This window comes from Paenibacillus sp. MMS20-IR301 (assembly GCF_032302195.1).
GTDB lineage: Bacteria > Bacillota > Bacilli > Paenibacillales > Paenibacillaceae > Paenibacillus_AQ.
In genome coordinates this window covers 3,330,751-3,344,177 of record NZ_CP135275.1, presented here as the reverse complement: position 1 = coordinate 3,344,177, position 13,427 = coordinate 3,330,751, and the positions used below count along the sequence as shown (strand labels likewise).

Here is a 13,427-nt window from a genome sequence, read left to right as displayed (position 1 = left end):
CATTTCTGATAAGGCAATGATATATATCACGCGAATTTGAGCTTTTCAATAACCGGGTGTCCTCTAAGCCGCAGTTTGCTGAGGGCGCCTTTTTTCTTAGATATTCTCCGGAATCCCGATACTTTATTCTAAGTGTAATCCGCTGGCAGGGAAGTGTACTGGAGGGAAACGATGATCAGAGCAGTAATAATTGATGATGAGAAGCCGGCACTGGATGTCTTGAACCATTTGCTGCACAAGGATGGACGGGTAGAGGTCGTGGGTATATTCCGCAAGCCGCTGGAAGCACTGGAGCAGATCTCGGTGCTGCAGCCGGACCTCGTGTTCCTGGATATGGAAATGCCGCAGATGAGTGGTGTGGAGCTGAGCGGGCTGCTGCTGGAGAGCTTAAGGGAGCTTGAGGTCATCTTTGTGACTGCGCATGATATTTATGCTGTCGAAGCCTTCCGGCTTGAAGCCCTGGATTATTTGCTGAAGCCGCTGACTCCGGCGCTGCTGGACCGGGCGATTACCCGCTACCAGAAGCAGCGGCGGCTATCCGGGGAGCGCGTAACGCCGCTTAAAGAGACGCGGATTGTCAGCTTCGGCGGGTTCAGTGTGCTTGGTCCAGGCGGCCATGAGGATACGGTAAAGTGGCGGACCCATAAATCCAAGGAGCTGATGTCTTTCCTGTTCCTGAAAGGGACAGCCCCTGTGCCCAAAGGCCAAATTATGCAGGCACTGTGGCCGGACAGCAGTGACGAGCAGGCCCACTCCAATCTGCATACGACACTTTACAAAATGAAGACGGCGCTTAAAGCGGCGGGTGTGCTTGTTGAGATTTATTTCAAGGGCGGAAGCTACCGGATGGACATCGCCGGTGCCGCAGGAGATCTCTGGGAATTTGAAAGCTTTGCCCGGGAGAATCTTCCGGTGACGGTACACACATTATCCAGGTACATCTATCATCTTGAGTTGTATCAGGGGGATTTATTTGCGGATGAGGATTATTTGTGGAGCGTCTCCAAGCGGGCAGAAATGCTCGGATTCTATACCATGCTGTCGAAGAAGCTGTGCAGTTATTATATTGAGGACGGCAGGCTCGCGGAAGCGATACAGCGGATTACTCTGCTGCTGCTTAAATCTCCGCTCGACGAAGAGGCCCATGAACTGCTGATGGGGATCTATTTCCGGCAAAAGGACCGGATCAGCCTGATCCGCCACTATCACGCGATGAAAGAGCTGCTGAGCCATGAGCTGGGGCTGGAACCCAGGGAATCAGTCAGACAAATATATAATGAGATGCTGTACGGGCGCTGACTCCGGATTATGCTTCATACCTATTTCCGTTCTTTCAATTATTTACAAACTGGTCTAGAATGAACAAGTGTATGGAGCAACCGGTCAATCGGGGCCGGATCAGAGAGGAGCAGGAGAATAATGAAATACCGCAGACTCGGGGGAACCGGTCTTAAGGTCAGTGAGATCAGTCTTGGCAGCTGGCTGACTTACGGAGGTTATGTAGAACAGGAGAATGCAGTTAAGGCGATTGAAACCGCTTACTCCCTGGGTATCAATTTTTTTGATACGGCCAATGTCTATGAAAAAGGTGCAGCAGAGAAGCTGCTGGGCGCTGCACTCTCCAGCTATCCGCGTGAATCCTATGTGCTGGCTACCAAGGTATACGGCGTAATGGGCGAAGGCCCCAATGACCGCGGATTATCCCGCAAGCATATTACTGAACAATGCCATGCCAGCCTGAAGCGGCTTGGAGCTGAGTATGTGGATTTGCTGTATTGCCACCGTTATGATCCGGAGACTCCGGTTGAAGAGACACTGCGGGCGCTGGATGATCTGGTCCGCCAGGGCAAGGTGCTCTATGTAGGTGTCAGTGAATGGACCGCAGCACAGATGGCTGAAGCTCTTGCGGTGGCAGACCGTTATCTGCTGGACCGGATCGTGGTTAACCAGCCGATCTACAATATGTTCGAGCGTTATATCGAGAAAGAGATTATTCCGCTTGGCCTGCGCAAAGGGATCGGACAAGTTGTCTTCTCGCCGCTGGCGCAGGGGCTGCTGACCGGGAAATACAGCTCAATCTCCGATATTCCGGAGGACAGCCGGGCAACCAGACTGGACTGGATGCGTAAGGGAATTACGGAGGAGAAGATTGCCAAGGTGCAGGAGCTGAGCGGTATTGCTGCCGAGCTAGGCCTCTCCGTCGGCAATCTTGCGCTGGCCTGGATTCTGCGCCAGCCTAATGTAGCCAGTGCACTGGTCGGTGCCAGCAAGCCGGAGCAGGTGACGGAGAATGTGAAGGCATCCGGAATTGAGCTAACGGAGGATGTACTGGCCCGGATCGAAGAAATCATCGGTTAAGAGAGGGAGGAAGCAGATGAAGGTTCTATTTATCGGAGGCACGGGACTGATCAGCCAGGCGGTATCCCGGCTGGCAGTGGAGCAGGGCATAGAGCTGTATTTGTTCAACCGCGGGGAGCGGAGCAGCTTCGCACCGAAAGGGGCGCAGCTGATTAACGGTGATATCCGTGATCAGGCCAAGGCGGCGGAAGCGCTGAAGGGCTACGAATTCGATGTTGTGGTGAACTGGATTGCCTTCACCCCGGAGCATGTGCAGACCGATATTGAATTGTTCTCAGGCAAGACACGGCAATATATCTATATCAGCTCGGCGTCTGCCTATCAGAAGCCGCAGCGGAATTATCTCATTACCGAGGAAACGCCGCTGGAGAATCCGTACTGGCAGTATTCGCGGGATAAGATTGCCTGTGAGCAGCTGCTGCTGGAGGCTTGGCGGACCAGCGGCTTCCCGGTAACTATTGTCCGCCCTTCCCACACGTATGGGGATACGGCTATTCCGGCAGCGCTGACCAGCTGGAGCCATCCCTGGTCACTGGTGGAGCGGATCCGCAAGGGCCAGCCGCTGGTCATTCACGGCGACGGCACCTCACTGTGGACGCTGACGCATAATACCGATTTTGCCAAAGGATTCGTTGGTTTGCTGGGACATCCGGAGACGATCGGGGAAGCTGTTCATATTACCTCTGATGAGGTGTTGAGCTGGAACCAGATCTATGCCGCCATCGGGGCGGCAGCGGGCAGAGAGCCGAAGGTGGTGCATATCTCCACCGACTTCATTGCAGCCAACACACCGCCGGGGGCGGCGGACGGGCTGATTGGCGATCAGGCGGTCAGCAGCGTGTTCGACAACAGCAAATTGAAACGGCTTGTACCCGGTTTCGAAGCAACTGTGTCTTTCGCCGAAGGTGTGAAACGTTCCGTTGCCTGGTTCGAACAGCAGCCCGGACTTTGCACAACCGATCAGGAATGGTCCAGAATGCTGGACGGGCTGATCAGCAAGCACGGGGTTGATCCGAAGCTGCTCTCTTATTATGTATAACTAACAGCAGCAAACAAGGCTGCGCTCTCCTTCACAGGACGGCGCAGCCTTGTTTGCTTGTTAATAAAGCATGAAATGGGGATTCGTGAATATACTCTCACTACCGAAATCCCCTAAAAGGAGTCCTGGCCATGCCGACACATCCTTATGTTTCCCGTTTCTTCGTGAATGCCGATGCCCGCCGAGAGAAGCTGATTTATGATTTGCCGGAATCCTGGTGGAGCCGTCCCTACGAATATGAATGGTGCACGAACTTCATATCCCCGCATGATGTGGTGCTGGATGCCGCCTGCGGAATTTCCCATCCGCTTAAATTCTACCTTGCCGGCTATAGTGCGGAGGTCTATGCCTGTGATCTGGATGCCCGGATTCTGTCCCGGGAAGCGATTATCCGGGATATTGCCGATGATATCGGAGTTCCTGCAGCCCAGCAGGTACAGGCAAGACGGATGGACAGATTGCATCTTGCCCAGGCCAATCTGACCGCGCTGCCTTATGAGGACGAGAGCTTTGACACGATTTTTTGCATCTCAGTGCTGGAGCATCTGTCCCTGCAGGATTCAGTGCTGGCCGTGCGGGAGTTCCACCGGACGCTTAACGGGGAGGGCCTGCTCGTACTGACTTTTGATTATCCTACTGTAAACCTGATGCGGATGAATGAAATTCTCCTGCAGGCCGGCTTCCAGTACTGGGGCGAGACAGACTTCAATCTTCCGGAAGATGCTGTGCACACCGGACAGTGGGGCGGGCTGAACTGCTTCCGGGCAGTGCTGAAGAAAACGCAAGGCTAGCAGTGCGCTCAAATATATTTGGTTGTACTCTCCCTGTATAGTAGAATAACATCATAAGCATTCATTAACCTACCGGTAAAAGGAGCCGAGAATTTGCGCCGATACGCAATTATACTTATGTTACTGCTGCTGCTGATCCCGGCCGAAGGCGTGAGCAGCAAAAGTGCCCTGCCGCCGGACAAGATTAACCTTGTGTTCGCGGGCGACATCCTGCTGGACGGCTTCGTCGGTGAGCAGATTGACAGATACGGGGTGAACTTCCCGTTTGTGAAGGTGGCGCCCGTACTACAGCAGGCCGATCTGGCCTTCGCGAACCTGGAGACCCCAGTCTCGGTACGCGGAGAAGCCGCTGACAAGACCTTTGTCTTCCGCTCAAAGCCGGCAGCGCTCCAAGGCTTAACCTATGCCGGGATTGACGGAGTGTCCCTGGCCAATAATCATATTCTGGACTATGGACAAACAGCGATGCTGGACACACTGATTCATCTGGACAAAGCCAAGATCGGGCATACCGGCGCCGGAAAGAACATCGAAGAGGCATTCAAGCCGTTTACCCGGACAGTCAAAGGCAAGACCATTGCCATGCTGGGCGTCAGCCGTGTGCTCTCCGGCCCTTCCTGGTATGCCGGCAAGAACAGCCCGGGGGCAGCCTCGGCTTATACGCCTGATCCGCTATTGAGTGCGATCCGGAAGTCTGCGGAGAAGAATGATTATACTATTGTGTATATCCACTGGAACCAGGAGTTCAAGGACTATCCTGAGAACTATGCCCGGACACTCGCGAAGCAGATGATCGACAGCGGGGCGGATATCATTCTCGGAGCGCACAGCCATTGTCTCATGGGCATCGAATACTATAAGCATAAGCCGATCTATTATTCGCTGGGCAACTTTGTATTCAACCGCTCTACCCGCGGCGGCGACAAAACACTGCATTCCATGCTTGTTCATTTCACCATCAGCGGCTCAGAGCTGACAAGCAAAATAACGCCGGTCAAAATTATGGGCGGACAGCCGAATTTCATGAATGAGGCCTACAACAAAGAAACTTATAAGCTGATGAATCAGCTCTCGTTCAATGCCAAAATCGCAGCGGATGGTGCGGTCAGCGAGCAGCTGTAGAAGCGGTCAGTAAAATACAGGGATACTCAGACAGCAGCCCGGGGATGATGATTACAATCTCCCGGGCTGTTTGGCATGGAACGGGCAATCTAATCTTCATTTTGTACTACTCATTAGTTTCATTGTACTAACAGCACCATGCTGAACTGCTCTACAATATGAAATATCAGACAAGCCAGGAGGTATCCGCAGAAGTGAGAACAGGAACGCTTAGAAGCAAGGTGAAATTTGACCGGGATTGGAGCTTTTATCAAGGGGATATCGCGATTCCCTATGCGGTCAAGGGTGGAATGACAGGCGGTATTACCGATGCAGGCGCTCTCCGCGAGGGGGAATGGCTGGATATCGCTTTTAACGATAAAGGGATGAGTGAACAGCAGCTGGACTGGACTTCTGTCAGTCTGCCGCATGACTGGTGTGTCGGCCAGCAGTACGTTCAGGATGGAATGCTGGGTGCAAGGGATGGCAGCCACGGCTACTTGCCGGGCGGCACAGGCTTTTACCGTAAAATCTTTGAGCTGCCTTCGGAAGCTGCCGGAAGCAAGTGGACGCTCCGCTTCGACGGCGTATCCGGCACCAGCACCGTCTGGGTCAACGGGCATCTGATCGGAAATCATCACGGGGGGTATATCGGGTTCAGCTATGAGCTGTCGGATGTGCTCCGTTATGGGGATGAAGGCCGGAATGTCGTTCTCGTCAAGGTCGATGCGACAGAATGCGAGGGCTGGTGGTATGAGGGCTGCGGCATTTACCGCCATGTCTGGCTCGAGAATACGGATAGGCTGCATGTAGCCGAATACGGCACTTATGTTACGACGCCTGAAGTGTCCAGGGAAGAAGCAGTGGTCAGCATCCGTACACGGATCCGCAATGGCTACACGGAGGATCTTCCGGTCATGCTGCGTACGGTGATCTATGATGCTGCGGGGGAACAGGTTACCGAACATTCGGCAGAGGCAAATGCCGGCTGGTATGCCGAGACGGAGCTAACGCAGAGCTTCAATGTACAGCGGCCGCAGCTCTGGGGACCCGAATCGCCTTATCTGTATAAGGCAGAGTCGATCGTAAGCCGTGAGGGCACCGAGCTGGACCGCTATGAGACGGTATTCGGCATCCGCAGCCTCCGCTTTGATCCGGAGGAAGGCTTCTTCCTGAATGAAGAACCGCTGCTGATCAAAGGCACCTGCAATCATCAGGATTTCGCCGGAGTCGGTGTAGCGCTTCCGGACAGCCTGATTGAGTATAAGCTTAGACTGCTGCAGGAGATGGGCTCAAATGCCTACCGCAGCGCGCATCATCCGCCGACCCCGGAGCTGCTGGATATCTGCGACCGGATCGGCATGCTGGTGATGGATGAGAACCGCAAGCTGGACAGCAGCCCGGACGGGCTGAGCCAGCTTACCCGGCTGCTGTACCGGGACCGCAATCACCCCAGCGTGATCATCTGGAATCTGGAGAATGAAGAGGTGCTTGAGGGTACGGTGACCGGGGCACGGATTCTGAAGACACTCGCGGATACGGCGCGCCGTATCGATCCGACACGCCCTACCTCTGCAGCGATGAACCACGGCTGGAACGAGAACGGCTACAATGATGCAGTAGATATCACAGGTTATAATTACGGGCACCGGGAAGACCGCAATATCGATATTGATGATCATAAGCGTTATCCGGACCGGCTGATGATCGGCAGTGAATGTGCAAGTTATACGGCAACCCGGGGGATCTATGAGGATGATGCAGTCAAGGGCTACTGCTCGGAATACGGCACGAATATTCCTTCTTGGGGCTGTACCCCGCAGCAGGCGTGGAGTGATCTGGTGCAGCACCGGTTCCTGACCGGCGTCTTCATGTGGACAGGCTTCGATTACCGCGGGGAGCCGACCCCTTATCTGTGGCCTTGTATTAACTCGCATTTCGGGCTGATGGACACCTGCGGATTCCCTAAAGACAGCTATTATTATATGCAGGCCGCATGGAAGGCTGAGCCAATGGTTCACCTGCTGCCGCACTGGAATTGGCCGGGGATGGAAGGCAAGCCGGTTGAGGTGCGTGTATTCGCGAATACGGAGACAGTGGAGCTGAGCCTTAACGGAAAAAGCCTTGGTGAGCAGCCTGTAGACCGGAACGGTTATTTATCGTGGCGGGTGATCTATGAGCCCGGCGAGCTGCGGGCGACCGGAATCACCGGCGGCAGCCCGGTTGCAGAGAAGGCGGTGGCCACCGCAGGCCAGCCGTACCGCATCGCCTTGTTCCCGGACCGCCTTGAAGGCAAGGGGGACGGCTGTGATACGATCCCTGTCCGCGTGGCCATTCTGGACAGGCGGGGTTATATTGTGCCTATGGCCGACAATGAAATTACCTTTGAAGTTACTGGTGCGGGAACGCTGCTCGGCCTGGGCAACGGCAACCCGAGCAGCCATGAACCGGATAAAGGAACAGTGCGGCGGGCCTTTAACGGCTGGTGTCTGGCCCTGGTTCAGACTTCGGCAGGGGCAGGCTCCATTCAGCTCAGGGCTGTATCCGCGGGGCTGGCGGCAGCAGAAATTGTGCTGCAGGCGGTACCGGAATAATTACAGCCGCCCGGGAGATCCCTGCGTCTCGGCTATTTATTTTCGGCTTGCGGAACGATAATATAAACATAACGAATTCCGTGCAGAGGATGTTCCGCGATGATGCCTAAGCTGAAGAAGTACATGCCGTTCACCTATAAAATGATGATTCCTTATCTGCTCCTGGTGCTCCTGACCGATGTGTTCATCGGGTATATCTCGTATTCCATGCTGACCGATTCCCGGACAGAGATGGCCGAGTCCAACATCAGGACAGGCATGGAGCAGGCCCGGAATAATATCCGATACCAGATGGATGAAATCCAGCGGATGTCGGATAACATATTCGGCAGCCAGCCGTTCCAGCGCGCACTCGAGCTGAGAGGCACTCCGTTTGAGATTTATCTGGCGATGATAGATGAGATAGTGCCGCAGATTACCGCTCCGCTGCAGCTGTTCGGGAATAAGATCCGCTTCATGCTGTATACCCCTAACAGCGATCTCAATATTGTCTCCGGCGACAATCTGGATGAGCCGATTATTGACAGCGATTATTATATCCTGCCTTTTGACGAGATTACGGGAAGCAGCTGGTACCTGTCGCTGAAGGATTCGAAGCGTGATAATCTATGGCTGCAGATTGATACGGACCAGAAGCTGGGCAATCTCTCGCATGTCCGCAGGCTGGTTAACTTCAGTGATTACAAGACCGTTATCGGCTATGTGCGGATTACGGTCTCCCTGGAGGATCTGTTCGGCGGGTTCGACACCTTCCCGGTAGAGGAGGGCATTACCCTGCGGCTGGTGGAGCAGGCTACCGGCGGCATTCTGTTCCAGCGCGGCACTGCGGATTATGCGGACGGGCACGAGAATTTCCTTAGTCTGCATGAGCAGATTCCGGGCAGTGACTTCGTGATTGAAGCTATGGTTCCGCAAAGATATCTGACCCAGGATGCCGGGCGGCTGCGCAGGGTAATTATCGCTGTCTGTTCGCTCAGCTTCCTCGTTATGACCTTAATCGGGTTCATGGTAGCCCGGATCTCCGGGCGCAAGATGAGCCGGATTGTCGGCCTCGTGCGCTCCTTCCAGGAGGGGAATTTCCAGAAGCGGATCCGGTTCTCCGGCAATGATGAATTTGTGCAGATTGCCGATTCCTTCAATGATATGGCCGGCAATATTCAGGGGCTGATCAACAGTGTCTATGTCCAGGGCATCCAGAAGAAGCAGGCGGAGCTGGAGGCGCTGCAGGCGCAGATTAATCCGCATTTCCTCTATAATACGCTCTCGACGATCAGCAGCTTGGCGAACTTAGGCGAAATCGGCAAGGTCACGGAGATGGTCCAGGGTCTGTCGCGTTTCTACCGGCTGACGCTGAACCAGGGCAATGTGTATATTGCGCTGGAAAAGGAGCTGGAGCAGGTGGCAACCTACCTGGAAATCCAGCGGGTCAAGTATGCAGACAGCTTCACTTTATATGTCGATGTGGATGAAGAGATAATGGGGATGCAGGTCATTAAGCTGGTACTGCAGCCTTTTGTCGAAAATGTATTCAAGCATGCCTGGTTCGGTGAGACGATTGCCATCCGGCTGACGGGCAGGCGGGTAGGCAGCAATATTGAGCTGAAGGTTATCGATAACGGGATTGGAATGCGCCCGGAGGTTGTCCGTAAAATGATGAACGGTCCCAGCCAGTCCGGCGGTTACGGGGTTAAAAATGTGGACGAGCGGATTAAGCTCAGATATGGCGATGCCTATGGTGTGACCATTGCCAGCTTCTACGGGGCAGGCACAACCGTCAGGCTGCTGCTTCCCGCCGGTCTTCAAGACCATGACGATCTGCATGAAGAACTGTAACAATTGATGCTGGAAGATGATTACGGGCGGCATATGCAGCCGGCACAGGCAGAGGAGGAGGGATTGCAATGAGTATCAACGTATTGCTGGTGGATGATGAAGCAATCGATCTGGAGTGGCTGCGGCGCAGAGTGCTGGCCAGCCCGCTTGATCTTGCAGTAGTAGGCACAGCGAACAGCGGCTTCAATGCGCTGAAGATTATGGAGCAGGAGCGGATTGATATTATCCTCTCCGATATCCGGATGCCGATTATGACCGGAACAGAGTTTGCGCGCCGGGCTAAAGCGATCTATCCCAAGATCAAGATCGTATTCATCAGCGGGCATGAGGATTTCAGCTACGCCAAGGAAGCAATTGAGATTAATGCCTCGGGGTATCTGCTGAAGCCTGTTGAGGACAAGGACCTGTACGACATGCTGGGGTCGTTATGCGCAGCGATGGAGCAGGAGCGGGAGCAGGACCGTTCCTTCAGCGAAGCACTGTCGCTTGTCAATAAGGAGCTGATTCTGCGCTGGTTCGAAGATCCGTCTCCCGAGCCGGCGGAGCAGCATTTGCAAAGTGCCCTGGCTCCGCTGCTGCTCAAGGGTGCAGCAGTAGCGATTGTTGAGATTGATGATCTGGAATGGAAAATGCGTGATTTGTCCGAGGAGGATACCCGTGCCCGGACACGGCAGATGACCGGACTCATCAAGTCCTTTGTCGAGGAGGCCAATCTGGGAACACTGATCCCGCTGCAGCATCACAGGTCCGTCATTCTGTGCAGCCTCCCGGAGGACACCTTCCTGAGTCTGCTGGAGGAGCTGGTCCGCAAGGCAGGGGAACTGTGCTTCTGTTCCGTGACTGTCGGAGCCGGCCGTTATGCCCAGGATGAGGCAGGGCTTCATGAGTCTTACCAGCAGGCGCTGGCCGCGCTCAGCGCGAAATGGCTGCTGGGCAAAAACCGGCTGATCCGTGACAATATGGAATCTTCACCGCGCGGGACACCGGGGACCCGGATTGAGCAGACGGTCGAGCAGCTGCTCGGGGCAATCATCGAGTATGATCTGGTGGCCATTGACGACCATCTGCTGGAATTGTTCACAAGTGCGGGCAAGAAGGATGTCTATGAGCTGATTATACGCATCACCTCCAAGCTGCATGCAGATCTGCAGCAGCAAAGTGAGAATCTGTACGAGCTGCTGCAGTGGGAGTCCCATCAGCCGGATATCCTGTTCCAGTTCGAGACGATCCATGACATTCTGTCCTGGATGCGGCGCCGGTTCTTCGAGCTGTCGGAGCTGCTGTACGTGAAGCGGCAGCGGCAGAAGCGCAAGCTGATCGATGAGATTATGAACTATGTGGAGGAGAACCTCGAGAAGAAGATTACCCTGAAAGAGGTTGCTGCCCATTTCGACTTCACGCCGAACTATCTCGGCTTCCTGTTCAAGGAAGAATCCGGGCTGCCGTTCAGTGAATATGTGAATGAACGCAAGACCAGCCGGGTCTTCGAGCTGCTGAGTGATCCGACGCTCAAGATCTATGAGATTGCCGAGCGGATGGGATACAAGAATATTATCTATTTCAACCGGCAGTTCAAGCAGATAACAGGCATGACACCCGGCGAGTACCGGAAAAAACATAAAATTTAACGGGGAACGTTGTACAGGCCGGTTACCGGACCAGCCTGTGCAACGTTTTTTGTCTTTTGGGGAATGGTATATATTTAGCTGATCGTTGAAAAAGTATTACTTTTAGTTGCTAGGCTGAATCCACACGGGGAAAGCGCTTCTTTATAATAAGGCTATAGAGAAAAGGTGATTTGGAAAGGGGATTCAAGATGAAACAGAAACAACATGGATTCTGGGATGATGTCAAGAAGTACAGATCCTTGCTCCTCATGCTTGTACCGGCGGTATTGTTCTTCCTGCTCTTTGCTTATATCCCTATGTCAGGCATTATCCTGGCGTTTAAGCAATACGACTACACCGGCGGGGTCTTCGGCAGCCCCTGGAACGGATGGGACAACTTTAAATTCTTCTTCAATTCAGGTGACGCCTGGCGCGTAACACGCAACACAGCGCTGTACAATATTGCTTTTATCGTTGTCAACAACGTGGTTCAAATCTTTGCGGCCATTCTGCTGTTCGAGGTTGCCGGCAAGTGGTTCCGGAAGATTACCCAAACGGTATTGTTCCTGCCCTACTTCATTTCCTGGGTTGTGGTTGGAGCCATTGCCTACAACCTGTTCAACTTCGACGTAGGTACCATCAACGTATTGCTGAAGGGACTCGGCATGCAGCCGGTCGACATCTATAATACCGCTGCTTACTGGCCGGTAATTCTGGTGGTCGTCTCCGCGTGGAAGACCCTGGGCTATGGTACAATCATGTATCTGGCCGCCATCACCAGCATTGATACCGAAATGTACGAAGCGGCTGAGATTGACGGGGCGAATATTTTCCAGCGGATTATGAAAATTACGGTTCCGAACCTGATGCCTACAGTCATCATTCTGGTGCTGCTCGCCATCGGTAACGTCTTCCGCGGAGACTTCGGGATGTTCTACAACATGGTCGGCAACAACGGCCTGCTGTTCTCTTCGACGGACGTAATTGACACCTTCGTGTTCCGCTCGCTGACCACTTCCAATGAGATCGGAATGTCCGCTGCGGCCGGCTTCTATCAATCCCTGCTTGGCTTCGTTACCATTATGCTGGCCAACTATGCAGTACGTAAATACGACAAAGACCGTGCTCTATTCTAGGAAAAGGAGGTCAAACCAAATGAGTTCAACTACAGCAAGCATCAATTCTCCGGATGTAAACCGGAAGCGCGGCAACAGGGACAAGCTCTTGCTTGCCGTCATCGGGTACGTGACACTTACTGTACTCGCCATATTCTGTATTTTCCCCTTCATTCTGATCGTGTCCTCCTCTCTGAGTGAAGAGAGTGCCATTATCGAAAAAGGGTTCCAGCTCATCCCGTCGTCCTTCTCGACAGAAGCCTACAGCCTGCTCTTCAAGTACCCGGCGGATATGCTCAGAGCTTATGGCGTAACCATATCTGTAACAGCGATCGGTACATTGTTCGGATTGTTCCTCACTTCGATGACGGCGTATGTGCTGTCGCGGAGAGATTTTAAATGGCGGGGACGTTTCTCCTTCTTCTTCTTCTTCACTACACTGTTCAGCGGCGGCCTGGTCCCTTGGTACCTGATGATTGTCAACTACCTGCATCTCAAAGATACCCTGCTGGTGCTGATTCTGCCTCTGCTGATGAATGTGTTCTACATTATCGTGATGAAGTCGTTCATGAGCAGCATCCCGGATGCTATTACTGAATCCGCCAAGATTGACGGCGCGGGAGATTTCCGGATTTTCATGCAGCTGATCGTTCCTCTGTCCAAGCCGGCTCTGGCGACCATCGGTCTGTTCATTGCCCTGGCCTACTGGAATGACTGGTATAACGCGCTGCTCTTCATCTCCAAATCAGAGCTGATGCCGCTGCAGTACTATCTCTACAAAATGCTCGGCAATATGGATGGCATGCGCAAGGCAATGATGGCTTCCGGCGCAGTAGTAAATACGGATCTGCCTACAGAAAGCCTGAAGATGGCTATGACCATTGTGGCTACCGGCCCTATCCTGCTCGCTTATCCGTTCATCCAGAAGTACTTTGTAACCGGACTTACGATTGGTGCAGTCAAAGGATGATCACAGGGAAACCTGGTTA

10 protein-coding genes are annotated in these 13,427 nt (G+C 53.6%); all 10 read left to right on the top strand.

The annotated features are described in order from the left end of the window. The first annotated feature begins 171 nt into the window (after positions 1–171). The 10 genes from LOS79_RS14635 to LOS79_RS14590 all read left to right on the top strand — a co-directional run bounded on the left by LOS79_RS14635 (position 172) and on the right by LOS79_RS14590 (position 13,408). A complete protein-coding gene (locus LOS79_RS14635; RefSeq protein WP_315421023.1) occupies positions 172–1,299 on the top strand; it encodes a response regulator in 1,128 nt (375 codons plus the stop codon). Between the two features lie 120 nt (positions 1,300–1,419). Continuing rightward, the gene (locus LOS79_RS14630) at positions 1,420–2,358 is read left to right on the top strand and encodes an aldo/keto reductase family protein (protein ID WP_315421021.1); all 939 of its coding nucleotides are present in this window, start codon (positions 1,420–1,422) and stop codon (positions 2,356–2,358) included. A 16-nt stretch (positions 2,359–2,374) separates the two neighbouring features. After that, complete coding sequence (locus LOS79_RS14625; protein ID WP_315421019.1) at positions 2,375–3,397, top strand: SDR family oxidoreductase; 1,023 nt, start codon at positions 2,375–2,377, stop codon at positions 3,395–3,397. A gap of 131 nt (positions 3,398–3,528) precedes the next feature. Continuing rightward, positions 3,529–4,188: a class I SAM-dependent methyltransferase gene (locus tag LOS79_RS14620; protein WP_315421017.1), complete on the top strand. Its 660-nt coding sequence runs from the start codon at positions 3,529–3,531 to the stop codon at positions 4,186–4,188. A gap of 93 nt (positions 4,189–4,281) precedes the next feature. Beyond that, the gene (locus LOS79_RS14615; RefSeq protein ID WP_315421014.1) at positions 4,282–5,310 is read left to right on the top strand and encodes a CapA family protein; all 1,029 of its coding nucleotides are present in this window, start codon (positions 4,282–4,284) and stop codon (positions 5,308–5,310) included. A 194-nt stretch (positions 5,311–5,504) separates the two neighbouring features. Further along, positions 5,505–7,883, top strand: a complete 2,379-nt coding sequence (galA, locus tag LOS79_RS14610; protein WP_315421012.1) for a beta-galactosidase GalA — start codon at positions 5,505–5,507, stop codon at positions 7,881–7,883. Between the two features lie 99 nt (positions 7,884–7,982). Beyond that, on the top strand, positions 7,983–9,716 hold the full coding sequence (locus LOS79_RS14605) for a sensor histidine kinase (protein ID WP_315421010.1): 1,734 nt from the start codon (positions 7,983–7,985) through the stop codon (positions 9,714–9,716). A 68-nt stretch (positions 9,717–9,784) separates the two neighbouring features. After that, on the top strand, positions 9,785–11,344 hold the full coding sequence (locus LOS79_RS14600) for a response regulator (RefSeq protein ID WP_315421007.1): 1,560 nt from the start codon (positions 9,785–9,787) through the stop codon (positions 11,342–11,344). Between the two features lie 188 nt (positions 11,345–11,532). Beyond that, positions 11,533–12,459, top strand: a complete 927-nt coding sequence (locus LOS79_RS14595; RefSeq protein ID WP_042135342.1) for an ABC transporter permease — start codon at positions 11,533–11,535, stop codon at positions 12,457–12,459. 19 nt (positions 12,460–12,478) lie between these two features. Continuing rightward, entirely contained in the window at positions 12,479–13,408 is a 930-nt protein-coding gene (locus LOS79_RS14590) for a carbohydrate ABC transporter permease (RefSeq protein ID WP_315421003.1), read from the top strand. The last annotated feature ends 19 nt before the right edge of the window (positions 13,409–13,427 follow it).